The organism is Microseira wollei NIES-4236 (assembly GCF_020521235.1).
In the GTDB taxonomy this organism is placed as follows: domain Bacteria; phylum Cyanobacteriota; class Cyanobacteriia; order Cyanobacteriales; family Aerosakkonemataceae; genus Microseira; species Microseira wollei.
The window spans coordinates 43,963-67,153 of record NZ_BLAY01000031.1; the positions used below are offsets into that span (position 1 = coordinate 43,963).

The 23,191-nt window shown below is 46.3% G+C and carries 23 protein-coding genes and 1 pseudogene; 14 read left to right on the forward strand and 10 right to left on the reverse strand.

All coding sequences use genetic code 11. The features are described 5' to 3' along the window. Window positions 1-7 precede the first annotated feature (7 nt). Complete coding sequence (locus MiSe_RS12280; protein WP_226579424.1) at window positions 8-235, reverse strand: hypothetical protein; 228 nt, start codon at window positions 233-235, stop codon at window positions 8-10. A 748-nt stretch (window positions 236-983) separates the two neighbouring features. Here MiSe_RS12280 and lepA point away from each other — a divergent pair. The 4 genes and pseudogenes from lepA (at window position 984) to MiSe_RS12295 (ending at window position 7,122) form a co-directional block, all read left to right on the forward strand. Then, window positions 984-2,795, forward strand: coding sequence for a translation elongation factor 4 (gene lepA / locus MiSe_RS12285; RefSeq protein WP_226579426.1), 1,812 nt, complete (start codon window positions 984-986; stop codon window positions 2,793-2,795). 481 nt (window positions 2,796-3,276) lie between these two features. After that, window positions 3,277-5,136 (forward strand): annotated as a pseudogene (locus MiSe_RS12290) (GDP-mannose 4,6-dehydratase); the annotation flags it as partial. Continuing rightward, window positions 5,134-5,571, forward strand: a complete 438-nt coding sequence (locus tag MiSe_RS54445; protein WP_507770129.1) for a GDP-mannose 4,6-dehydratase — start codon at window positions 5,134-5,136, stop codon at window positions 5,569-5,571. The pseudogene MiSe_RS12290 and the gene MiSe_RS54445, both read left to right, overlap by 3 nt. 159 nt (window positions 5,572-5,730) lie before the next feature. Next, window positions 5,731-7,122 (forward strand): UDP-glucose dehydrogenase family protein, encoded by a 1,392-nt coding sequence (locus MiSe_RS12295; RefSeq protein ID WP_226579430.1) that lies wholly within the window; start codon window positions 5,731-5,733, stop codon window positions 7,120-7,122. A 75-nt stretch (window positions 7,123-7,197) separates the two neighbouring features. Here MiSe_RS12295 and MiSe_RS12300 read toward each other — a convergent pair whose 3' ends face one another. The 5 genes from MiSe_RS12300 to MiSe_RS12315 all read right to left on the reverse strand — a co-directional run bounded on the left by MiSe_RS12300 (window position 7,198) and on the right by MiSe_RS12315 (window position 10,985). Beyond that, window positions 7,198-8,466, reverse strand: a complete 1,269-nt coding sequence (locus tag MiSe_RS12300; RefSeq protein ID WP_226579432.1) for an APC family permease — start codon at window positions 8,464-8,466, stop codon at window positions 7,198-7,200. A 440-nt stretch (window positions 8,467-8,906) separates the two neighbouring features. Then, complete coding sequence (locus MiSe_RS53760) at window positions 8,907-9,146, reverse strand: hypothetical protein (protein ID WP_444980487.1); 240 nt, start codon at window positions 9,144-9,146, stop codon at window positions 8,907-8,909. A gap of 280 nt (window positions 9,147-9,426) precedes the next feature. Beyond that, entirely contained in the window at window positions 9,427-9,591 is a 165-nt protein-coding gene (locus MiSe_RS12305) for a hypothetical protein (protein ID WP_226579434.1), read from the reverse strand. After that, a complete protein-coding gene (locus tag MiSe_RS12310; protein WP_226579437.1) occupies window positions 9,588-9,890 on the reverse strand; it encodes a hypothetical protein in 303 nt (100 codons plus the stop codon). Before MiSe_RS12310 ends, MiSe_RS12305 begins: the two co-directional genes overlap by 4 nt. A 303-nt stretch (window positions 9,891-10,193) precedes the next feature. Then, window positions 10,194-10,985 carry an LmeA family phospholipid-binding protein gene (locus MiSe_RS12315; protein ID WP_226579496.1) on the reverse strand — a complete coding sequence of 264 codons (792 nt, stop codon included), beginning with the start codon at window positions 10,983-10,985 and terminating at the stop codon, window positions 10,194-10,196. A gap of 409 nt (window positions 10,986-11,394) precedes the next feature. On the opposite strand from MiSe_RS12315, the gene MiSe_RS12320 reads away from it, so the two are divergent. The 10 genes from MiSe_RS12320 to MiSe_RS12365 all read left to right on the forward strand — a co-directional run bounded on the left by MiSe_RS12320 (window position 11,395) and on the right by MiSe_RS12365 (window position 19,800). Continuing rightward, window positions 11,395-12,405: a helix-turn-helix domain-containing protein gene (locus MiSe_RS12320; RefSeq protein WP_226579439.1), complete on the forward strand. Its 1,011-nt coding sequence runs from the start codon at window positions 11,395-11,397 to the stop codon at window positions 12,403-12,405. Window positions 12,406-12,490: 85 nt separating this feature from the next. After that, on the forward strand, window positions 12,491-13,489 hold the full coding sequence (locus MiSe_RS12325) for an NADPH:quinone oxidoreductase family protein (RefSeq protein ID WP_226579442.1): 999 nt from the start codon (window positions 12,491-12,493) through the stop codon (window positions 13,487-13,489). 31 nt (window positions 13,490-13,520) lie between these two features. Then, window positions 13,521-14,276, forward strand: coding sequence for a glucose 1-dehydrogenase (locus tag MiSe_RS12330; protein ID WP_226579445.1), 756 nt, complete (start codon window positions 13,521-13,523; stop codon window positions 14,274-14,276). 136 nt (window positions 14,277-14,412) lie between these two features. Continuing rightward, window positions 14,413-14,619: a hypothetical protein gene (locus MiSe_RS12335; protein ID WP_226579448.1), complete on the forward strand. Its 207-nt coding sequence runs from the start codon at window positions 14,413-14,415 to the stop codon at window positions 14,617-14,619. Between the two features lie 118 nt (window positions 14,620-14,737). Then, window positions 14,738-15,136, forward strand: coding sequence for a nuclear transport factor 2 family protein (locus tag MiSe_RS12340; RefSeq protein WP_226579451.1), 399 nt, complete (start codon window positions 14,738-14,740; stop codon window positions 15,134-15,136). Between the two features lie 22 nt (window positions 15,137-15,158). Further along, a complete protein-coding gene (locus tag MiSe_RS12345) occupies window positions 15,159-15,455 on the forward strand; it encodes a hypothetical protein (RefSeq protein WP_226579455.1) in 297 nt (98 codons plus the stop codon). 75 nt (window positions 15,456-15,530) lie between these two features. Beyond that, window positions 15,531-16,205: a flavodoxin family protein gene (locus MiSe_RS12350; RefSeq protein WP_226579458.1), complete on the forward strand. Its 675-nt coding sequence runs from the start codon at window positions 15,531-15,533 to the stop codon at window positions 16,203-16,205. A gap of 93 nt (window positions 16,206-16,298) precedes the next feature. Next, complete coding sequence (locus tag MiSe_RS12355; protein WP_226579460.1) at window positions 16,299-17,303, forward strand: zinc-dependent alcohol dehydrogenase family protein; 1,005 nt, start codon at window positions 16,299-16,301, stop codon at window positions 17,301-17,303. 193 nt (window positions 17,304-17,496) lie between these two features. Then, window positions 17,497-18,162, forward strand: a complete 666-nt coding sequence (locus MiSe_RS12360) for an SDR family NAD(P)-dependent oxidoreductase (protein WP_226579463.1) — start codon at window positions 17,497-17,499, stop codon at window positions 18,160-18,162. Between the two features lie 660 nt (window positions 18,163-18,822). Further along, window positions 18,823-19,800 carry an MBL fold metallo-hydrolase gene (locus MiSe_RS12365; protein WP_226579466.1) on the forward strand — a complete coding sequence of 326 codons (978 nt, stop codon included), beginning with the start codon at window positions 18,823-18,825 and terminating at the stop codon, window positions 19,798-19,800. A 59-nt stretch (window positions 19,801-19,859) separates the two neighbouring features. Here MiSe_RS12365 and MiSe_RS12370 read toward each other — a convergent pair whose 3' ends face one another. From MiSe_RS12370 to MiSe_RS12385, 4 genes are all read right to left on the reverse strand, one after another. Beyond that, window positions 19,860-20,168, reverse strand: coding sequence for a PIN domain-containing protein (locus MiSe_RS12370; RefSeq protein ID WP_373872783.1), 309 nt, complete (start codon window positions 20,166-20,168; stop codon window positions 19,860-19,862). Between the two features lie 103 nt (window positions 20,169-20,271). Beyond that, window positions 20,272-20,514 (reverse strand): hypothetical protein, encoded by a 243-nt coding sequence (locus MiSe_RS12375; protein ID WP_226579471.1) that lies wholly within the window; start codon window positions 20,512-20,514, stop codon window positions 20,272-20,274. Between the two features lie 74 nt (window positions 20,515-20,588). Then, complete coding sequence (locus MiSe_RS12380; protein WP_226579474.1) at window positions 20,589-21,797, reverse strand: HEAT repeat domain-containing protein; 1,209 nt, start codon at window positions 21,795-21,797, stop codon at window positions 20,589-20,591. 38 nt (window positions 21,798-21,835) lie between these two features. Beyond that, window positions 21,836-22,972 carry a HEAT repeat domain-containing protein gene (locus tag MiSe_RS12385; RefSeq protein WP_226579477.1) on the reverse strand — a complete coding sequence of 379 codons (1,137 nt, stop codon included), beginning with the start codon at window positions 22,970-22,972 and terminating at the stop codon, window positions 21,836-21,838. Window positions 22,973-23,191: the final 219 nt, after the last annotated feature.

Below are 23,191 nucleotides of genomic sequence, written 5' to 3' on the forward strand. Positions count from 1 at the left end.
AACACAGTCAATCGTTCCACTCGCCACGGGGAGGTACTGGCGTTCGCTGCATGGTACGAGTTAATTCGTCATCTCGTTGCGAGCCACCTTTAAGCCATTGCCGAATGGCTACTTCTACAATTTTACTAGGGTCATTGGTCAAATGCCGTAGTTGCTCAAATAATTCTGCGTCGATCTGGATGGAAACTTCCACCTGATCGGCTGCACGCTGGGTTTCAATTGCTGATTCGTTCATAGACCGTTAAAAATCCGCTGGTTTTTGGGCCAAGCCCGTTAACAGTAGAGGCATCCTCAGTTTAAACTGACCATTATTGCAGGCCAAGCTGTCTTTGACACTCTGCGGGATATGCGCCGCGCAGATTCTTAATTCACCGAGCGCTCTTACTATGAAACAGTTACCCATTCCATACCAGAGGAGCATCTCTCCAAAAGCTTTTTGCTCCTTAACAGAAGCGAGTTCCCGGCTGCCCGACGGTACTCTAAATGCTTGATGCTTAAGCCTTTTACCCAGGCAAGCATTTCTGCCTGGAACTCCCTAAGCTCAGTTTTCAAGGTGCGTTGCCCTTGGGCTACTGGGTGTTTAAACGGGTTCAATACCCTAACCTCTATATTAAATACTACCCTGAAACTGACTTTAGCGCCCGCCCAGACGGCGAATTTATTCCCAGATGTCCGCTTTCATCCACGCAATAAATTGACGTGGCTTTCAGCGTCCTGATTTTTTAGGTAATTGCTATCGTTAGCGAATGTAGACGTTTTTGGATTATTTTGCTTGCCCTTATACTTAAGATCCGATGCTACCCTGAGGAATAATCAAATGCAGCCTTCATTATAGCGCGCTTCGCGCCACGATTTTTCCCCCTGTCATCGGGTTTGCCAAGCTGGAAAACGCGATTCGCCCTAGGGAAACATTAAAATATTTTAAGCTTGGTGTATTTTCTGTTTCAGATGGATTCGCTGCTCGATCTATAAGCAAAAAATTTATGACTGACGCGCCCGTATCTCGCATTCGCAACTTTTCTATCATTGCCCACATCGACCACGGGAAGTCAACCCTGGCTGACCGTTTGTTGCAGACCACCGGGACGGTGGCGGCAAGGGAGATGAAAGAACAGTTTCTAGACAACATGGAGTTAGAAAGGGAACGCGGCATTACAATTAAGCTGCAAGCGGCCCGGATGAACTATACGGCTAAAGATGGTCAGCAGTACGTACTGAACTTGATCGACACTCCCGGACACGTGGATTTTTCCTATGAAGTGTCGCGCAGTCTGGTCGCCTGCGAGGGGGCGCTTTTGGTGGTGGATGCCTCCCAAGGGGTAGAAGCGCAGACTTTAGCCAATGTCTACTTAGCCCTAGAGCATAATCTAGAAATTATCCCGGTTTTGAATAAAATAGACTTGCCCGGTGCCGAACCCGACCGGATAAAGCGGGAAATCGAAGAAATTATCGGGTTAGATTGCAGCGGTGCGATTTTAGCATCGGCGAAAGAAGGCATCGGCGTGGATGAAATCTTAGAATCGATCGTCCACCTGATTCCCCCGCCCAAAGATACTGTAGACCAACGGTTGCGGGCGTTGATTTTTGACAGCTATTACGACAGCTACCGAGGCGTAATCGTCTATTTCCGCGTGATGGATGGTACGGTGAAAAAGGGCGATCGCATCCGCTTGATGGCAGCTGGAAAAGAATACGAGATCGATGAGTTGGGGGTACTTTCTCCCAACCAAGTCCAGGTCGAGTCTCTCCACGCCGGGGAAGTCGGTTATCTAGCTGCATCGATTAAAGCCGTATCCGATGCCCGCGTTGGCGATACGATTACTCTAGCTAGCGCACCCGCCGCCGAACCGTTATCCGGTTATACCGAAGCTAAACCAATGGTGTTTTGCGGCATGTTTCCCACCGATGCCGACCAATATCCAGATTTAAAGGAAGCGCTGGAAAAACTCAAGCTCAACGACGCCGCGTTAAACTACGAACCAGAAACTTCCAGCGCGATGGGTTTTGGCTTCCGCTGCGGTTTCTTGGGTTTGCTGCACATGGAAATCGTCCAGGAACGTTTAGAACGAGAATACGACCTGGATTTGGTGATTACAGCGCCTTCGGTAGTTTACCGCGTCACGACGAATAAGGGAGAAGTTCTCTTAATCGATAATCCCAGCACCTTGCCCGATCCGCAACATCGGGAAAAAATCGAAGAACCCTATGTCCAGGTAGACATTATCACGCCGGAAGAATACGTCGGGACGTTGATGGAGTTGTCGCAAAATCGCCGGGGTACGTTCAAAGATATGAAGTACCTGACGGTGGGACGTACTAACTTGACTTACGAGTTACCTTTAGCGGAAGTCGTGACCGACTTTTTCGACCAGATGAAATCGCGCTCGCGCGGTTACGCCAGTATGGAGTACCATCTGATCGGTTACCGGGAAAATCCCCTCGTGCGCCTGGATATTATGATTAACGGCGATCCGGTAGATTCCCTGGCGATGATCGTCCACCGCGATAAAGCTTACTACGTAGGGCGCAGTCTGGCAGAAAAACTCAAGGAACTGATCCCGCGTCACCAATTCAAGGTTCCCATACAGGCGGCGATTGGCAGCAAAATTATTGCCAGCGAACATATTCCGGCGTTGCGGAAGGACGTATTGGCGAAATGCTACGGCGGTGACATCTCCCGCAAGAAAAAGTTGCTGCAAAAGCAAGCAAAAGGCAAGAAGCGCATGAAAGCTATCGGGACTGTCGATGTGCCTCAAGAAGCATTTATGGCTGTTTTGCGCTTGGATAAGGAATAGGGATGCGCTGATTCAAAGGTGGCTGAAATAGCTGCTTTTCCCTGTAGAACCCCGACTTCTCTGGTGAAGTCGGGGTTCTGGGTATAGAGACTTCTCTGGGAAGTCGCGCTTCTGGGTATAGATCCGTAGATGTGCGGTTAAAGGCGGTGCCTTGGTCAAGTTATTGTAAAGCCAGGATCGAATCGAGTAATTTCTTACCGTGAAGTTTTATCAAGAAATGTCAAGGAAATTTATGGGAGCGCGGGCTAGAGAATAAAGATTTGATGAATTATAAGGCTAGAAGTTTCGTTTGGCAGCATTCTTTGCTAACTTGCTAGTTGAGTAGTAAGTAAATAGTCTAACCCAGATATCCCAGCTGACTATTCAAAAGCAATGCTTTTAAATCCCAATCGGATATCAACTGACAACGGAACATTCAAAGGATATAGTTGTTAAAGGCAACCTTGCCAGCTTGAAATAACGTATCGCTTGCATAAAACCTATGAGAATTTTGGTCACTGGTGGTGCTGGATTTATTGGTTCCCATCTGATCGATCGCTTGATGGAACAGGGGCATGAAGTGATTTGTTTGGATAACTTTTATACAGGACACAAGCGAAATATCCTCAAATGGTTAGACCATCCCTACTTTGAATTTATCCGCCACGACATCACCGAACCAATCAGATTAGAAGTAGATCAAATTTATCACCTGGCTTGTCCCGCTTCTCCGGTTCATTACCAGTACAACCCCATCAAAACTGTCAAAACCAACGTGATGGGAACGATCAACATGCTGGGGTTAGCCAAGCGGATAAAAGCCAGATTTTTACTCGCTTCTACTTCGGAAGTTTATGGCGATCCAGAAGTGCATCCCCAGCCAGAAGAATATAGGGGAAACGTGAATCCAATCGGGATCAGATCGTGCTACGATGAAGGGAAGCGAATGGCAGAAACTTTAAGTTTTGACTACCACAGAGAAAATAAAGTAGATATTCGCGTCGCCCGGATTTTTAACAGTTTAACAGGTGACCAAAAAGTAGTTTATTACAAGGGAGATAAACTTTACTACGAAACATTTGCAGAATGCTATAACCGCATTCATCAAGATATATCAGATGTATCAGTTCCTTGTTTCGCTCAAAATAACGGCATTGCCGCTATCCGCCCAATTTCAGCAATTTGGAAACATCACGTCACCAAAACAGGGTATGAAATTACTACCACTTGGGGCAAACGAGTAAAAGTTACAGAAGATCACAGCTTATTTACTCGCGATGAACAAGGATTGCCCAAAGCAGTATTTGGCAAAGACTTGAAGGTAGGGGATGAGATTGCAGTTCCTAACTATTTACCCTTCGTAGACAAGGCACTGGAACCTTTCTACATTTCGGATGTAACGACAATCAAAGGTTTATCCGTTGCCAATGAAGATGTAGTGTCTCACCTGGAAAATCATAATCGCGAAATTCGCAACTATCTAACGCAAAAAGGAATCAGTTCTCGGCAACATTTCAGTAAGCTGAGAAGGTATGAGGCAATGAACCGCATACCGCTGGATATTTGGCAACATTTAAGACTGCCTTTATCGGCGAAGGATAAGATTGCGATCGCTTACTCCAATAACCAGGTAAACAACTATATTGAGGATATCAATAGCCTGCTGTGGTTTTTGGGCTTTTACCTGGCAGAGGGTTGCCTAATTTACAGAGATAAACCAGCAGATTATCAACTGCTGTTTAGCTCAAACGTCAAATATTTGGAGAAGTTGATTAAAATCGCTGAAGATTTATTTGGCTGCAAGAGCGAGATTCAATTTGACAAAACAGGAAAGAGAGCGCCCGCAGTTCACATCCGCTCTAGAATTATCGTTGATCTAGTTGTGAACGTCTTTGGGTTCGGTAAGAATCTCAGCACCCAAAAAGATATTCCAGATTGGATCGTACAACTTCCCAAAGAACAGTTAGTCCATTTCTTACAAGGATTTTGGGAAGGCGACGGAAACCACGATGCCAAAACAACGGGTTCCTTACTCGTGTTCAATAGTTCCAGCCAAAACATTATCGAAAAACTGACATTGATTCTGGCAAAATTTGGCATGATTGGCAGCGTGTCAGAGTTTGACACAACTGTCCCTAAGGGAGACGAACAACAGTACAAATCTTACCGCATTACGGTACAAGGATTAGACAATTACTCGATTTTAGAATTGAGTAATGCTAAACAAACTCTGGAAGCAAAAACTACGGAACATATTGCTTGGGCGAAGGTCAAAAACATCGCAGCATTCGAGATAGACGACTACGTGTACGATTTTTCCGTGCCAGATTACGAAAACTTTGTAGGTGGTACATATTGTATATATTGCCACAATACATATGGCCCTCGGATGTTAGAAAATGATGGGCGCGTCGTCAGCAATTTTGTAGTGCAAGCTTTGCGGGGAGTTCCCCTAACCGTATACGGAGATGGGTCGCAGACTCGTAGTTTTTGCTACGTATCCGACCTAGTGGAAGGACTTATGCGGTTGATGAACGGGGAACATGTCGGCCCGATAAATTTGGGTAATCCCGGTGAATATACGATCTTAGAACTGGCGCAAATTATTCAGGAAATGGTGAATCCAGACGCACAATTGAAGTACGAACCGTTGCCCCAAGATGACCCCAAACAACGACAGCCGGATATTACAAAGGCTAAAACCTGGCTGGGGTGGGAACCTACGGTTCCTTTGAGAGAAGGGCTAAAGTTGACTATAGAGGATTTTCGCTCTCGGATGAATAACCCGCAGCCTTAAAATACAAGCTTTTTCAGGGTGTGGAAAATTAGGTTTGCGGACGTGGTAATTCCACGGTGGAATTGGGGTACTACTACTAATGGTTGCTCATTCTTTAACCGCAAACCCTTGCAATAGCTGAGAAACTCGACCAAAACCAATTAGATTGAGGATTTGAACATGCGTGTTTGTGTCATCGGTACGGGATATGTAGGCTTAGTAACTGGCGTATGTCTGGCACATATCGGACATCACGTCATCTGCGTAGACAACAATGAAGAAAAAGTAAAGTTAATGAAAGCCGGACAATCCCCGATTTTTGAACCGGGATTGTCTGAACTGATGCAGTCTAGCACGGCGGCGGGACTGCTAGAGTTTAGTTCCGACATTGCGGAAGGGGTAAAGCACGGAGATATTTTGTTTATCGCTGTGGGAACTCCGCCTTTACCTACGGGTGAAAGCGATACCCGCTATGTGGAAGCTGTGGCGCGGGGAATCGGTGCCAATCTTAAAGATGGCTATAAAGTAATCGTAAATAAATCTACCGTGCCAATCGGTTCGGGCGACTGGGTGCGGATGATTGTGATGGATGGTATCGCCGAACGGCAAAAAGTATTGGTAGGTGCGGGTGGCGTTGTCAATGAGGAAACGGTGGAAAAGATTGCCGCCGAGTTTGATGTGGTGAGCAACCCAGAGTTTTTACGGGAAGGGTCGGCAATTTTTGATACCTTTAACCCGGATCGGATCGTTTTGGGCAGCAACAGCCAAAAAGCGATCGCCATGATGCAGCAACTATATACCCCGATTGTCGAGCGCAAGTTCGCCGAAGACAAGTCTTTACCACCCGTCCCTGTGGTAGTTACAGATCTCAATTCGGCAGAAATGATTAAGTATGCCGCTAATGCGTTCCTGGCGACTAAGATTAGCTTTATTAATGAAGTTGCCAATATTTGCGATCGCGTCGGTGCAGATGTAACCCAAGTCGCCAAAGGAATTGGTTTAGACTCCCGCATCGGTAGCAAGTTCTTAAACGCCGGTATTGGTTGGGGTGGTTCTTGTTTCCCCAAAGATGTTTCCGCGTTAATCCACACCGCCGATGACTACGGTTACGAAGCTCAACTGATGAAAGCCGCCGTCAGCGTTAACCAGCGCCAGCGCTTAATCGCTGTAGAAAAATTACAGCAAGAACTGAAAATCCTCAAGGGTAAAACAGTTGGTTTGTTGGGTTTAACCTTCAAACCCGATACCGATGACATGCGCGACGCGCCAGCTTTGAATTTAATCGAACAACTCAACCGCTTGGGAACTAAAGTAAAAGCCTACGACCCAATTGTGTCTCAAAGTGGCATGGCGCACGGTTTATCTGGAGTTTATGTCGAAAGCGATCCAGAACGGTTGGCAGATGGCTGCGATGCTTTGGTATTAGTCACCGAGTGGGCACAGTTCCAAACCTTAGATTATGTCAAAATGGCGAAGTTGATGAACAACCCCGTGATGATTGATGGTCGCAATTTCCTCGATCGCAAGGAACTGGAAAACGCCGGGTTCCGTTACGTTGGGATTGGGCATTAATAATGCAGATTGCAGATTTTAGATGGCAGATTTGATGAAATTTTCAATCTTAAATCTAAAATCTTCAATCTAAAATCACCTCGCCTGTTGTGCAACAAAATGCCAGATTAGTCCGGCAAGAATTAAGCCTAAACCTGTCAGCCAGATTTGTTGTTCTACCCAGAAAGCTAGGAACAAACAAGCGGCTAAACCCAACAAAGCTAACCATTTAGGATATAAGCGATCCCTCTCTGGCAGCTGCAAAGCTGCCAGATTTGTTATGGCGTAATAAATTAAAACGGTAAAAGCGCTAAAAGACCAAGTGGTTTTGACGTTACCGATTAGGACTAGGGAAGCGATCGCAATTCCCATCACCCACACCGCTACATCCGGCGTCGTTCCTGTCTGGTTTAATCTTGCCACAATTCTCGGCATATCCCGCCTTCTTCCCATTGCCAGCAAGACGCGGGATAATCCTAAAATTAAGTTCAGCAATACCCCCAGCATCGCGGTCATCGCGCCAATTGCGAGTATTTGCGTCCCGCCGGGAATACCTAAGCGACTCATTACCACTTCCAAAGGCGCAGCAGTTGCTTTACCCAATACATCTGCACCCACTGCACTAACGGCAACTATTGCTACGGCAATATAAAGTAGCATCGTCAGCACCATCGCCGTAATAATTGCTTTCGGGATAGTGCGACGGGGGTTTCTCGCTTCTTCTCCCATTGTGGCGATGCGTCCGTAACCTGTATAGGCGACAAACATTAAAGCGCTGGCGTGGAGTAAATCGCCGATAGAATTAGGGAAAAATCGAGTTAAATTATCAATTCCCGATGTTGCTGCGGTGGGTAAACCGGCAAGAATAAAAAAACATAAAGATAGTAAGGTAATAGAAACAATTGCGATATTGGCGAAATTCGAGCGACGAATGCCAGTCCAAACGATTATAGTGAGGATGAGGACGGATAAAAGAGCGATCGCAACCAGCAATCCCTGTCCAAATAGTCCAAAAAACCTTTGCAGATAACCCGCAAAACCCAACGCCGCCGTCGCAGCAGAAGCAGTTTTAGCCAACATAAACATCCACCCGGCGGTAAAACCCAACCAAGGCGTCAGATATCGGTAACCATATTCGTAAGTACCGCCGCTGACGGGATGACTAGCAGCAAGTTGAGCGCTATTGAGGCCGTTACAGATTGCCACAATAGCACCAATTGCCACCGCTAGAATTACCCCAGAACCGGCAATACCCGCCGCGATACCGATACTGACAAATACTCCCGTACCGATAATCGAACCGAGTCCCATCATCGTTGCGCCTAATACACCCAATTCTCGCTGGAGTTGCCGGGATGTTGACATTGGGAGTGAACCTGTAAGCAAAGGCTATTTTACATGCTACGACTGGCGGGTTAAGGTTTGATTGTGCTGTGGTGAGGTGCAGCTATTGTTTTTCTTTTTAGTCCCCTTGCGGGGATGAAGTAATTGAAAGCTGCATACGCCAAGTATCAGTTAAATTCCAAGTTCAGCCTGTTTCAATCCCCTTGCGGGGAGTAGGTAAGTGCGACTTCCCCAGCAACTGCTGATGAATTTAAGGAATACATTATGTTTCAATCCCCTTGCGGGGAGTAGGTAAGTGCGACTCGTAAGGACGTCAAGTCCGAAACGACCGAGCGCGTCGAGTTTCAATCCCCTTGCGGGGAGTAGGCAAGTGCGACTGTTTATTAAGAGTACGGGTTGTTTAAGACAACTCCAAGAGTTTCAATCCCCTTGCGGGGAGTAGGTAAGTGCGACCATTTTTGTTAATTTGGTTTGGCTTTCCCAGTATGCTGTTTCAATCCCCTTGCGGGGAGTATGTAAGTGCGACCTTGACAACGCCAGAGGAAAGGCAAAAATTTTACAATTAGTTTCAATCCCCTTGCGGGGAGTAGGTAAGTGCGACTGGTGATGAAGTAGTAGACAAGATTGAAGTCTTCAGGTTTCAATCCCCTTGCGGGGAGTAGGTAAGTGCGACCACAAATATGCTGTTCAAGCCGGTCCATATATTATAATTTGTTTCAATCCCCTTGCGGGGAGTAAGTAAGTGCGACCCCTCGCTTTGAAGCCCTTACCTTGTATGGCTTCCAGAGGCCATTTCCGACAGCCTACAATTTTGTGGCTACAAACTCTAAAAAATCTGTTGGAATAAAATCTGAAACCCTTACAGGGCAAAGAACCGACCGCCTCGACGAAAGAATGGGCTTTTCAGCCATTTTGCGCGATCGCCGGAAATTTTTATAATTGGCGGCAAAATATTAAATTGTCATGGTTCTGAAAGTTAGATTAATTATTTCCCATCAATCCCCAATTGTCAAGCAGTTTTGCTGGGGACAGGGGTGGATTAGTGCGATCGCCCTCGTTCGTAGTAGGCGCTTGAGTGCCGTTCGAGAATGAATTAGGGAGTGCGATCGCACCCGCGCCGCAAACAACATCATCACCAGTTTTCATCGGTTGTGTAGGGAAGATGGAATAACGGTTGATTTTTGCCACAGATGATCGGATGCCGTGCCCCTACAACCAAAAATCGATTTGGTTGTGATTGGTTGGTGTATCGGCAAGGCGTGGCATAACCAGATGGTTGTGTAGGGGCACGGCGTCGATAACGGTTGATTTTTACCACAGATTGCAGAATGCCGTGCCCCTACAACCAAAAATCGATTTGGTTGTGATTGGTTGGTGTATCGGCAAGGCGTGGCATAACCAGATGGTTGTGTAGGGGCACGGCGTCGATAACGGTTGATTTCCACCACAGATTGCAGAATGCCGTGCCCCTACAACCAAAAATCGATTTGGTTGTGATTGGTTGGTGTATCGGCAAGGCGTGGCATAACCAGATCGGTTGTGTAGGGGCACGGCGTCGATAACGGTTGATTTCCACCACAGATTGCAGAATGCCGTGCCCCCAAAGTTTTAGATTGATATGGTGTTGATTGGTCGCGTAGGGAACATCGAATAATTGTTGATTTCTACCACAGATTATCGAATGCCATAGCCCTACAATATGTCCAGACTTTAAATCTGCAATCTCAAATCTAAAATCTGCGATCGCCTCAGCCGGATTTAGGAAAATGATCGATTTGAGCGTAACCGCTAAACAGCAACTTTTTCCCTTGAACTTGCAAGCGATTTAGCCGCAATTTCACCCCATCGAGATCGAAGCGGTCGAGGTCAACCATACTATCCAACAACTCAGCCAAGGCCGACGCCAAAGCTTGAGAAACTTCCCGCAAAGCTTCTGGAACCGCATCCGGTTCAAATTGAGGGTCTTTAAACGCAACGCGGCGGCGACGTTCAATCGACAGTGTCATCCTCATGCTGACGGGAACAGTACCGTAATTCGGTAAATCTGCTTTGGCTAGGATGCGAATTTTGTTCCCGCTTTCCAGTTGGACGTGAACTTCAGTAAAAGAAACGGGTTGACCCCCCGATAAATGATTCAACGAGTCCAAAGAAAGATTAACCAAACGCTTTTTCACCAGTTCGGCTTGGAAGGCTTCGTTAATCCCCGCTTCCGATAAAATAACTTCGGCAAGCGCTTGGGTAGGCTGCTTGAGGCGAATCTGACCGCTCAAAATCGAGCCGAAGTCGAGAGAGACAGCATCCGTTTCAAACGACATCTCTTCCACGGGGAACTGGCGGCGAATCACCAAACCGCGACCGCTCATCTTGAAGCTGTCAATCGATCCCTGCAATAATTTGCTGGAAGGATAGCAGCGGACAGCGACTTCTACCGACTCGCTCTGGGAGAACAAGTGGCGAATTGCTTGAGTCGCGGCTGTGTTGAGCAGGCGCTCTCCCCAGTCCGTTTCAGTAGGATTGAAACCAGTCAGACCACCAAACATAAAGTTCTGTGTCAATATTCCTTTACTTTTTTTAACAAAATTTGCAAAACTCAGCAATTAGTTTTCCATATAGATTGTCAATCACATCCATAAGCGTTCACCCAGGGTAGGTTGGGCGGCTGTAAGAAACCCGGTTTTGCCAAAAAACCGGGTTTCTGCCAGGACTGAGGCGCGACGAGCCTATCACCTTTGTTTTTGGGTAGATCTCTCGTTCCCTTTCCCGACGATTTTTCATAGAAACCCGGTTTGTTTGGGTAAGTCGTGTGGTTTTGGATGGGCGACTCGGAATCAATTTGAGGAATTGGCTAGTCAGGGGAATCCCCAGGGATTTAACTACCGGGGATAGACTTGCCACGGCACAGGGTAGGACAGCGGCAAGTTATTGGGGAGGAAACTTCAGGGGGACTCTTTGGAGAATCGATCGATCGATTTGAGCTTTGGCTTGACACCACCGATAATTTACGTGAGGTTTCAACCCAAAGCGCCCAGTATGAAAGCAGGAAAACCAGTGCAGCCCAAAGATACCCCTGTACTTAACTATGACGAGCAAAAGGAAGCCTCAAACCTGATTCTGCCCAAGTCACCTGCGCTATCTAGCTTCCATTGGCATCACTGGCATTTTGAAGTGCAACAGCAGCCCGCACACGATACAGGCGACCATCGCCATCAAATGCACATTGTCACAATGGTTACATCTGGTACTGCAATTAATCAATCGATCGATGGGCAGCGTCAATCGAATCTAGTCGGACAAAACAACGCATTTATTCTTCCCGCAGGGGCGCTGCATCGCTGCGATTGGCAGCAGGATATCGAATTCATGTTTGTGGGAATCGATCCCCATGTGTTTGTGCAAGTCGGACAGGAACTGGTTAATCCCGATCGCATCGAACTCATCCCTCATTTTGCCACGCTTCAAGATCCACTCATTCAAGGAATTTTGCTCACTCTCAAACAGGAATTAATCACTCCCGGCATTAACACAAACCTATTTGTCGCTCGGCTTAAAACAACGCTCGTGGAACACTTACTGCGAAGTTATGGCGTGCAGAAAGTGCAAATTGCAACTTATGCCGATGGCTTGCCCCGTCACAAGTTAAATCAAATCCTGGACTATATTGAGGCGCATCTGGACTGTGACTTGGAACTCGAAGAACTTGCCCAACAGATTGGGATGAGCCAATTTTATTTCAGTCGGCTGTTCAAGCAATCTCTACACATTACGCCGCATCAATACGTGATTCAGAGGCGGGTGGAACGAGCGAAGCAACTGTTGCAAAAGAGTGAGTTGAACTTAGCAGAAATCGCTCTGGAGTGTGGATTTGCCAATCAGGGGCATCTGAATCGGCACTTTAAGCGGCTGACAGGCGCAACTCCAAAAGAAATGGCAAGAATGTATAAAACGAGCAAGACTGTGTAAGAAAAACTATTGGGGCGATCGCTAGACTATAAAACAGTTCAGGCAGTGCCTCGAATTTGAGTGAATTCAAACCAAGCAAAGTCTTATGAAAGCCCTAAAAATTCAAAAATTTGCCGATCGATCTGCCATGCAAGTGCAGGAAGTTGCCGATGTTCAGCCGAGTGTCGATCGAGTTGTCGTCCGAGTTAGAGCAGCAGGTGTAAATCCGGCGGATTGGTACGTCGTCAATGGACTGTTTCAAATTCCCCCGGCATTGCCCTTCACGCCTGGGTTTGAAGCGGCAGGTGAAGTCATTTCTGTTGGGGAAAGGGTGACTGATATACAACCCGGAACTCGCGTTCTGATCGCCTTGCCCTACTTGAATAATGGTACGGCTGATTTTGGTGCTTTTGCCGAGCAGGCGGTCGTGCCAGCTAAAAATGTAGTGCCGATTCCCGATGGGGTCGATTTTGCGATCGCCGCCGCCATTCCAGTCATGTATGGAACTGCCTATGTCGCCCTCAAGCATCGCGCCCAATTGCAAGCGGGTGAAACTGTATTAGTCACGGGTGCAACGGGAGCAACGGGAACGGCGGCAGTACAAATTGCCAAACATTTGGGAGCAACCGTTATCGCCACGACGAGCGGTGCGGAAAAAGTCCAGCGAGTGAAAGAATTGGGCGCAGATTATGCGATCGATTATCGACAGGAAGATATTGCGACTCGGCTGAAAGAAATTACCCAAGGTAAGGGCGTAAATGTTGCCTTTGAAACCGTGGGAGGAGACATCTTTGAGGCAGTCGTGCAATCGATGGCATCGGAGGGACGTTTATTGCCGATTGGCATGGCAAGTGGTGTTATTCCCGAAGTGAGTACGATTCGTTTGTTGGCTGGCAATTTCTCGATCGTCGGGATAGATTTTGCCCACTATACAGTTCATCAATTGGATTTAGTCCGACAGGGATTAGCTGAGATTTTGAGTAGGCATCAATCCGGAATTTTTAAGGATTTGAAATTGAAAACGATGCCGTTGGACGAGGCGGTTGAAGCGATCGATCGGGTACATCAAGGTGCTGGATCTAAAGTTGTTCTGACGATAAAATAACCAATCCACCAAGCAAGTGGGAGGAAAATCAATGTTAGAAATCAACTTGGAAAATAAAGTGGCAATTGTCACAGGTGGCAGTTCGGGAATTGGGCGTGCAGCAGCGATCGAATTTGCCAAGGCAGGAGCCAACGTCGCGATCGCAGCACGACGGGTTCAGGAAGGTGAAGAAACGGTGCGTCTGGCTCAGGAAGCTGGAGGGAATGCCATTTTTGTCCAAACTGATGTTACGAAAGCAGAAGATGTTAAAGCATTGGTCGATAAAACTCTACAAACCTATAATCGCCTTGACTTTGCTTTCAACAATGCTGGGTTTGGCAAAACCGTTCGATTAGTAGAGCAGTCTGAGTCAGGCTGGGAGCGGGAAATTGATGTGAACTTGAAAGCAGTTTGGCTATCGCTGAAACATCAAATTCCGGCGATGCTCCAAACTGGCGGCGGTGCAATTGTCAACATGGCTTCGATGGGGGGTGGCGTAATTGGAGTGCCTGGTCTTGCTAGCTACAACGCAGCCAAGGGAGGTGTCGTTGGTCTAACTCGCTCCGCTGCGATCGAATTTGCTGAACAGAAAATTCGGATTAATTCAGTTAGTCCAGGTCTGATTGCAACAGATATTCTAGCTAATGTTTCCCCAGCAGCTTTAAAACAAATGGTTAGCACAATTCCAATGAAACGACCAGGAATAGCTGAAGAAGTTGCTCAAGCTGTGATTTGGTTATGTTCGGATCGCTCTTCATACATCACTGGACAGAACTTGGTCATTGATGGTGGATATACGATGCAGTAAAGCGAAATTGTTTGATTGAGTCATTGAAATTTTGGGGGAAAATCGTGTCTACCAATAATCCCATCTTGGAATTGTTGGAATTTTTCTGGCACCAATCCACCGCCAGAAGAAATTTACGAACGCTATTACGACGAAAATGTCGTGGTGCAAGAAAACTTACAACGCCTCGTGTCGGACGCGCTCTCAGCATCGAGAGACAGAAGTTAATGAATGCCACCAACGTGAAGCAGATCGACGATTTCAAGATTGGCGCGGTGTTGGTGGATGGCGATCGATGGTGGAAATGCACTTAGATGCCACCACTCACGATGGTTATCGCCTCCATGTTGAAGAAGTCGGCTGACAAACTAGGAAGGATGGTAGGATTATCCACGAGCGCTATTTCTACGATCCCGTCAGCTTTGAAGGCAAAGCCAAAGAATACAATCAGATGAGTTAATTCCAGCGCCAAGACAGAGCCAATGAAAACTGATAACCTGCACATCAACCAGCTCTCATCCGAAGCCTATGCTTGGTATCTACAATATTTAGAAGCTCTCGATAGTTTGGACATCGAAGCCTACAAACATTTCCTCGCTCCCAACTGTTCGGTGCAATCTAATAACAACGAGCCAATGGTAGGTAAAGATGCTGTAGTGCAGGGACTTGCTGCCTACTGGAAAACCTTTGCCAGTTTAGAACACGACTTACTGAATATTTATGGAAGTGATTCATCTTTTGTTCTAGAAGCCTTAAATCACTATACTCGTCATGATGGAAAAGTCGTGACAATTCGAGCGGCTGCATTTACAGATCGAAATAAGGCAGGATTCGTAACTTCAGTCATATTTTATACAGACACAACAACCGTATTTAGCTAGCTCTATTCAGAGGATAGAAACAATGCAAGTTTTAGTTATCGCTCGCGTTAAATCTGGAATGGCGCTCGAACAAGTTTTACCATTTGTCAGTCCAGAGGCAGCCCAAGTCTGGAAGTTTTATCAGTCGGAGCAAATTCGCCAGATATATTACATTGCCGATATGAGCGGTGCTGTCATACTTTGGGAAGGCGAAAGTGTAGAATCCATCACCCAAGAAATGCAAAAGTTACCGATGGTCAAAGAAGGAATTCTGGCTTGTGAAATTTTGCCCCTCAAGCCTTACACGGGATACGCTTCACTCTTTAGCCAACAGCAATAATTTTAGGCTCGTGGCGATGAAAGCCATTCAAGTTAAAGAATAACAAATGATTTCTGAGTAGGAGGAGCCAAATCTATGACGACGGTTGCAATTGTTTACCACACCGGAACTGGCGATACAGGTGCTTTAGCAGAAGCGATCGCCAAAGGTGCTGCGAGTGTGGAAAATGTAACTGTTCATTTGCTGCAAATAACTCCGCAACAGATTGGTGAGGATGGACGTTGGGCCGACTCAGAAATTCTGGCAAAAATCGACGCTTCTGATGCCATTATTTTTGGTTTTCCAACTTGGATGGGAAGTGTTTCATCGGTCTTTAAAGCTTTTATGGAAGGGACATTTTCACTGTGGTTCGCTCAAGGCTGGAAAGATAAGATTGCTGGGGGTTTTACCAATTCTGCCAGCCAAAGCGGCGATAAACTCAGCACGCTGTTTCAACTATCAATTTTTGCGAACCAACTCTCGATGATTTGGGTGGGACTGGGGGATCCACCCGGAAATAACCAGAGTACACACAGTGTTAACGACATCAATCGTTTGGGTACGTGGTTGGGGATGATGAGTCAAAGTGACGGCGATCGAGATGCAACACAGGCTCCTCCAATGAGCGATCGCATTACTGGCGAACGTTATGGTAGAAGAGTTGCTCTAGTTGCCAAGCGATGGATAGAGGGGCCAAGTGCTTACCAAACTGAATATATTCGAGAAGGTGCGATACCTGCCGATGCTCGAGGTTGGGTTGGACAATCCTAATTATTTAGAGTTTTTTAGGAATCTAGATTTGGTCGCGCTCTCTCAAATTTTTAGCAAGTAATTAGCAAGTAGATTGTTGAGGAATCAATCGTAATGAAAGCCTATCAAATTCAAACTTCTGATGGAATTGATGGACTCAAACTCGTCGATTTGCCCGAACCCAAACCAGGCGTAGGGCAAATCCTAATTAGGGTACGCGCAACTTCGTTAAATTATCGCGATACGGCTGTCGTCAGTGGCAAATATCCCGGACAAACCCTACCCGTAATTCCCTTATCCGATGGTGCGGGGGATGTGGTTGAAATCGGGGAAGGAGTAACGCGAGTCAAAGTTGGCGATCGGGTGGCGGGGATCTTTTTCCAAGATTGGATTGCAGGCAGACTGACTCGCGCAAAAATCAAATCGGCACTGGGCGGCGCGATCGATGGGATGTTGGCAGAATATGTCGTTCTCAACCAAGAAGGTGTCGTTCTCTTACCCGAACATTTGTCCTACGAAGAAGGCGCAGCGTTACCCTGTGCTGCGGTAACGGCGTGGCAGGCACTCGTTACAAGAGGGCAGTTAGCCGCAGGTGAAACGGTTTTGCTATTAGGAACGGGTGGTGTTTCTATCTTTGCTTTGCAATTTGCTAAAACCTTGGGAGCTAAAATTATTATTACTTCCAGTAGCGATGAAAAGTTGGAACGAGCAAAGGCAATGGGAGCGCAGGAAACGATTAATTATAAAACCTATCCCGAATGGCAGGAGCAAGTTTGGAAATTAACCAACAAAGAAGGTGTAGACCAAGTAATTGAAGTGGGTGGTGCTGGAACGTTAGATCGATCGCTGCGATCGGCGCGTGTCGGCGGACGAGTTAGTTTGATTGGTGTTTTGGGCGGTGCTGGCGATGTAAATTATGTGCATATTTTGCAGAAAAGCATTGACGTTCAAGGTATTTATGTTGGGAGTCGAGAGATGTTTGAAGCGATGAATCGGGCGATCGCATTGCATCAAATCAAACCGATTGTCGATCGGGTGTTCCCTTTGAACGAAGCACCAGAAGCTTACCGCTATCTGAAAAGTGGCAGTCACTTCGGCAAAATTGTCATGCAACTGTGAAGCGTTAATCAGAGAATTCGCTCGCGAGCAAAATAGATAAAAACACTAGAAATCAACAGCGACGATCCTAGAAACCCTAGAAACCCGGTTTCTGGCTGCGCTCTTTAGTTGACAAGCGACGATTTTTCAGAGAAACTTTGGTGTTTGCGTAAGGGTTTTTGGCCCCAAAACACTAGAAATCAAAATTAATTGTATGGTAGATCGAGTTTGTGTTGTCGTTGGAGTCGGAGCGGGATTGGGATTGGCGATCGCCAAACGTTTTGGTCGTGAAGGCTATCGAATTGGTATGGTTGCTCGCCGCATCGAAGCTTTACAAAACTATGAAACAATGCTGGCAGATGCGAATATCCAAGCCTTCGGATTTAGTGCTGATGTAGGTGATGAAATTTCCCTCACCCAAGCCTTTTCGCAAATTCACGCTCGATTGGGAGTGCCAACGGTGCTAGTTTATAACGCAGCCGTGATGAACGAAAGCGACCCCCTGACGATTTCTGCTGAAACGGTGGTGCAGGAATTCAAAGTGAGCGTTGTGGGCGCTTTAACTTCGATTCAGCAAGTGGCTGGAGGCATGAAAGCCGCAGGTGGCGGAACGATTCTATTGACTGGAGGTGGACTGGCTTTGGATGGGTTTTCACCCCCACAATATCTACCGTTGGCGATCGGGAAAGTCAGCATCCGCAAACTCTGTTTCACAATGGCAAACGCACTCGAACCCGATAACATTCACGTAGCGACGGTGACAGTTTGTGGCACAATTGAACCCGGAACTCATTTCGATCCCGACACTCTGGCTGAGGTGTACTGGCAACTTCATGAAGAAGAACGCTCCGCTTGGCAACGGGAGGTCGTGTATCAATAGCATGACGAAAGAATGACGAATTCATTCCAGCAAGGAGACGGTTTATCACCATTCTGGTGACAGGTGCAACGGGGCAACATTGGTGGAGAAGTTATCCGTCATTCTTTCTTTTTTCTACTGCTTGCAATTAGATGGCAAGGTGTGCCACCACATGAGTGCGAGAAACGCTATATGTCGGGAGTCGGGAAATGTTTGAGTACAATAGGATTTCCACCTAAGACTCAGGAGAGCCGTAAGTAATATCATGTCCTTAGGTATCGGTAGTGTATGGATGGCTAATTGCGAGCTTGCGAGCAAGCTAATTGTCAATTGCCTCCAGAGCAGCCATTAGGGCTACCAGGTAGGCGCGGGACAACACAGTTAAAAAGGGGATTTGGGAAAAGGGATTTGGGGGAAGGATGAACAAGCCAAACCCCTTTTCCCAAATCCCCAAATCCCCTTCGAGAGAGGCCATTTTGTCCCGTCTTAGATTGGTAGCCGCCATTAGCGATTAGCTATTAGCAGTTACACAACCGTTGCTACTGGACATGATATAAGTTATTCAAATTACGGTCGATGATTCGTGAGTGAAAACGAACATGTTTCTGCTTCAGCCGCCCATCACACCGACCTGGATTTATAGTTGCACAATCTCTGACTCGAGCGAGGATATTCGTAACAATGCCTATTTCTCGTCGCACCTTTCTGACAGGGGCGATCGCCACCACCTTCGCCCTACCTACCACTCGCCATTTACTGGCACAAACCACTCAACCCATGATGCCTCGCAATGCTGGCATCTATCGATTTAAGTTGGGAAACTTCAACCTGATTTCGATTAGCGATGGTAAATTGAGCGCTCCAGCAGCAATCTTTGCTGGCAATGCAACACCAGAAGAATTGAATGAAGTATTGCAGCAGGGCTTTCAAGGGGAAATGCTCACTGTAGATTGTAATATTCTATTGGTAGATACTGGGCAGAACAAGGTCTTGATCGATACAGGCAGTGGCTTGTTGAATGGGGCAACCGTTGGCAAGCTGATAGAAAACTTGCAGCAGGCACAGATTAAACCGAGGGATATTACTGCGGTGATTTTGACCCATGCACATGGGGATCATGTGGGTGGTTTGAATGGGACAACTGGGTTGACTTTTCCCAATGCTCGCTATTTCATCAGTAACCTGGAGTGGAATTTTTGGACAGGGCGATCGGTGGATTTACCAAAGTTTGGAGGACCTGCCGAGATGAAGCAGCAGATGATTAAGATTGCTCAAACCCAGTTAGGTTTGATTCGCGATCGCGTTACTTTATTTGAAGTTAATCGAGAGTTTTTGCCGGGATTTACAGCCATTCCTGCCTATGGTCATACACCTGGTCACGTTGCTATCCTAATTGCATCGGGAGATGCTGTGATGGTTCATACGGCTGATACGGTTCACATTAATACGATTAACCTATGGAATCCCAGCTGGAAACCTATTTTTGATGCGGATCGAGAGATGGCTGCAACGACCCGCCAAGCTGTGCTGGCAAAAATTGCGGGCGATCGCACATTAATGTTTGCTTATCATTTTCCCTATCCCGGCATTGGACATTTGCGTAGCCGCGAGCGGGGTGGATTTGATTGGCAACCTGTCAACTGGCAATTTGAAAGTTAATTCTGCTTGCGGTTTATTTTGCGATCGCGGACATATTCAATCACCATACAAAGCATTGATTATGTTCTCCAAGTATCAAGTTTTAGGGAATAACCTAATTCCAGAATTCGTTGGTAGTGGTTGAGGTTGCCAGTTACGAGGGTAAGATTATTTTGAAGGGCGATCGCGGCAATTGCTGTGTCTGCAAAGCCAATGGGTTGCCCAGTTCTTTCCAAGTCTGCCAACATCCGACCGCTCAAAATGTGGGTGTCCAAGGACAGATATAGAATTTCTACGGCTCCTAACTCTGACATAAACTGTTCAATTCGATCCTGCCGTTGTCGCTTTTGCCACCCTTTGATAATCTCTGTCACCGTAATCGCAGAAATTGTTAGCTGATCAAACTCGGTTAGCTATGCAGCCGTTCTGAATACAATTGCCGGACTATACCGCCGCAGAACTTGGGAAAAGATGTCGGTGTCGAGTAGAGCTTTATCCATGGTATGGCCCGGTGGCGCTCCAACCGCGATCGCGCGCGATTTCTGACATAATCTGTTCCATCGCTTCGGGTTCATCGGCGAACATACCCAGGATGGGATTTTGCAACACCTCTGGTTTGGTCACGATCTTCATGATGCCAATGAGGAGTTCTTGGACGGTGCAACCGTGGGTGGTGGCGATTGTCTGAATTCGCTCCAACAGTTCGTCGTCAATTTGTAATTCGATTGCGATCATTGTTGTCTCCAATGGGGGTGATGGTTACTCTACTTCCAGAAAGCAAAGTCTTTAGCGGTTTTTATCCACTGCCTCTATTTCACGTCTTCTGAAGCGCCTTCCAGAAAAGCCACAAAGGCTTTGCCCCAGACGTTCTCTTCGGCAAAATGTTCGCCCACTTTCAAGGTTGCTTTTTTGCCGCCGTTGTAGAGCCGTTTGACGTTAATCAGGTCTTGCCACTGAGGAAGCTGTTTGGCTTTGCTTTCCTTGAACTCTGCATCAATGATACAGAGTGCCTGTTGCTCATCTTGCACATGGGTGTGTTTTTTCTCCAATGCCAGGATGACTTGCACCAATGCATCGAGGGCGGCTTCAGGGGAGGATTGATGTGTGTTATGGACGTTTTGAATAATCTTCGGGTTGCTGTCCTTAGCGGCATAGTTCACGCCGATTCTTCGATTGTATTGATTAAAAATAGGAGGTTGATCGGAGATCAGTGTGATTTCCTTTACAGATTCTATATACACGCTAGCAGAGGCATCATGCGGATGCCTACAACCTTCTGGCACTGGAGGTGACTGGAAGAGTTCGTAGTTGTAGAACTGGCAGCGATTTTGGATAGCCAAAATAGCGTCAAGCGCAAAGCTTTCTGTTGAAGTAGAAATTAGCTTTCTCAAATCTGGAAGATATTTAGCAGTAATTAAATATGGCAGATTTTTCAAAGATTCCGTTGCACTGAGAGCAACTATAGAAAGCGAATCTCCTATCATCTGCAATAGTCTAATTGCAGCTTTTTCACTCTTAAAAATTTTTAATCCTCTGGCAATTTCACTACGTAGATATGGAGCCAAATCATATGAGGCATTCAAGAAAGTTATCTCTAATCCCTCATGTAAAAGTAGACTTGGTTGTATAGAACATAAATTTATGATGGTTTCTACTGTTTTGCTGCGGTCGTATGTATCTTGAGCTTCAGTTAGAACTCGGAGGAGCCTATCAACTGTCTCGTCAGTAAGTTTGAAATTATTAGGTAGATATTGCTTCAAACTTATCAATGCCCCAGATGCGTAACCACGAACATCAGGGTGTGGATCGTCTAAAGCTCTGATTGCGAGAGGAATTGCTTCTTTACCAATTAGTCTTACTAGGCTATTAATGGCATGTCCTCGTACATAATAATGTGGCTCGTTTAAAGCCTGACGTGCTAAATTAACGGCTATCTCTTTATCAAGTAAACTTGTCAAGTTAAGAATAGCATTGCCTCTGGGAATAGGTTCTTTATCATTCAGATATCTAAGCCACATATTAATTTGGGCTTTTCGTTGCGATTCCTGACGTTCTGTTACATCACTTTAGCCGTGGCTCTATTTCTTACCTTAAAAAGAGCATAAGAAGCTTGATGATGAATATCTAAGTTCAAATCCAACTGAGCTTCAAATAAATCAGGAATAATTCTTTCGTCACCCAGTTTGCCTAGTAACTCGATAGCATTTTTACGAAGCGATACATCATTGTTTGTATTTTTTAAAGATTTGGTTAATACAGATATTAATCTTTCATGGTTCATTTTCTTCAGACAGCTAACAGCTGTTCCACTGACATGAGGATTAGTATCTTTTGCTACTCTAAGTAATTCTATAATTGCTGCTTCAGACTCTGAGTTTCCCAGTACGCAAAGCACTGCTATTTCCCGGACTGAGGATACTGGCTCTTTAAGTAGAATCTGAGCTACAAGCGAAATTGCTTGTTCACTGTTTAACTCTCCGATGACTCGTATGGCAGTCTCTCGTACTTGAGAGTCAGGATCTTTAATTGCATTTGAGATTACAGGCATAGCAACTTCACTACTCAGTTTCCTTGCTACCCAAACAGCTTGGCGGCGGATATTTGGATCTGAATGCTTGATTGTCTTCATTAGTTCATCAGTCGCATTTGGAGATTTAGTTTCTCCAAGGAGAAATAGCCTGAACCATTCTGGAACCTTTTGCCTAGCAATCATGCTGACTGTCTTCTGCTGAAAAGCTGGCTTTACCTCCCCTGCCAGCCTTGCACTCAAATTCAAATCCACATCCAGTGCCAAATTTACTAACCGCACTGCCTGCCCTTCATGCTCCATCAACGACAGCATCACCGCCAGCGGTTCTGTCCACTTCAGCAAATTTAAATATTTTTGCTGAAACCATGTATATTTCTGATCTGGCATTTTCTCCAGCCATTCGGGATGTTGCCGAAGTTCACACAACAGCGATTCTGCCGCATAGTATTCCTGAAGCGATTGGTGACAGAAACGAATTTGGCGATTTCCGGGTTTTCCGATCGCTTGCAGCAGGTGATATCTCAGCAAATGCTTGAGCGTCTTTTCAGAGCCAAGTATATTTTGAGCCTCAACTTCGCTGATGTCTAACCGAAAATCTGTGGGCTTTTGCGCCTGCATCATGGCAAAGGCAAGTTTGCTCAACAATCCGCGCGACTCATCCAAATCAATCCCTGCTTTTGCCCGTTCTGCGTAGAGGGTTGTAAAGGCTCGGTAGGCTTCTCCACGGGTAGCAGGAATCTCCCCGTTTTGTCGGAAAACACCTAAAAAGTTCGGGAGATTGGTAGCCCCGTCAATTCATTGCGGGGCGGAAAATCGACACGAGCGGTTTTAACCGCAGTCAGTATTAAATTTAGTTAATACTGATTTTAACCTCTAAAAGAT

Bases quoted from the DNA above. Each gene is read 5' to 3' on its own strand.
- MiSe_RS12300 (WP_226579432.1), bottom strand. From the start codon at position 8,466: ATGTCAACATCCCGGCAACTCCAGCGAGAATTGGGTGTATTAGGCGCA.
- MiSe_RS12365 (WP_226579466.1), top strand. From the start codon at position 18,823: ATGCCTATTTCTCGTCGCACCTTTCTGACAGGGGCGATCGCCACCACC.
- MiSe_RS12295 (WP_226579430.1), top strand. From the start codon at position 5,731: ATGCGTGTTTGTGTCATCGGTACGGGATATGTAGGCTTAGTAACTGGC.
- lepA (WP_226579426.1), top strand. From the start codon at position 984: ATGACTGACGCGCCCGTATCTCGCATTCGCAACTTTTCTATCATTGCC.
- MiSe_RS12340 (WP_226579451.1), top strand. From the start codon at position 14,738: ATGAAAACTGATAACCTGCACATCAACCAGCTCTCATCCGAAGCCTAT.
- MiSe_RS12305 (WP_226579434.1), bottom strand. From the start codon at position 9,591: ATGAAAACTGGTGATGATGTTGTTTGCGGCGCGGGTGCGATCGCACTC.
- MiSe_RS12330 (WP_226579445.1), top strand. From the start codon at position 13,521: ATGTTAGAAATCAACTTGGAAAATAAAGTGGCAATTGTCACAGGTGGC.
- MiSe_RS12350 (WP_226579458.1), top strand. From the start codon at position 15,531: ATGACGACGGTTGCAATTGTTTACCACACCGGAACTGGCGATACAGGT.
- MiSe_RS12345 (WP_226579455.1), top strand. From the start codon at position 15,159: ATGCAAGTTTTAGTTATCGCTCGCGTTAAATCTGGAATGGCGCTCGAA.
- MiSe_RS12375 (WP_226579471.1), bottom strand. From the start codon at position 20,514: ATGATCGCAATCGAATTACAAATTGACGACGAACTGTTGGAGCGAATT.
- MiSe_RS12360 (WP_226579463.1), top strand. From the start codon at position 17,497: ATGGTAGATCGAGTTTGTGTTGTCGTTGGAGTCGGAGCGGGATTGGGA.
- MiSe_RS12380 (WP_226579474.1), bottom strand. From the start codon at position 21,797: ATGTGGCTTAGATATCTGAATGATAAAGAACCTATTCCCAGAGGCAAT.
- MiSe_RS12355 (WP_226579460.1), top strand. From the start codon at position 16,299: ATGAAAGCCTATCAAATTCAAACTTCTGATGGAATTGATGGACTCAAA.
- MiSe_RS12325 (WP_226579442.1), top strand. From the start codon at position 12,491: ATGAAAGCCCTAAAAATTCAAAAATTTGCCGATCGATCTGCCATGCAA.
- MiSe_RS12280 (WP_226579424.1), bottom strand. From the start codon at position 235: ATGAACGAATCAGCAATTGAAACCCAGCGTGCAGCCGATCAGGTGGAA.
- MiSe_RS12315 (WP_226579496.1), bottom strand. From the start codon at position 10,985: ATGTTTGGTGGTCTGACTGGTTTCAATCCTACTGAAACGGACTGGGGA.
- MiSe_RS12335 (WP_226579448.1), top strand. From the start codon at position 14,413: ATGTCGTGGTGCAAGAAAACTTACAACGCCTCGTGTCGGACGCGCTCT.
- MiSe_RS53760 (WP_444980487.1), bottom strand. From the start codon at position 9,146: ATGGACCGGCTTGAACAGCATATTTGTGGTCGCACTTACCTACTCCCC.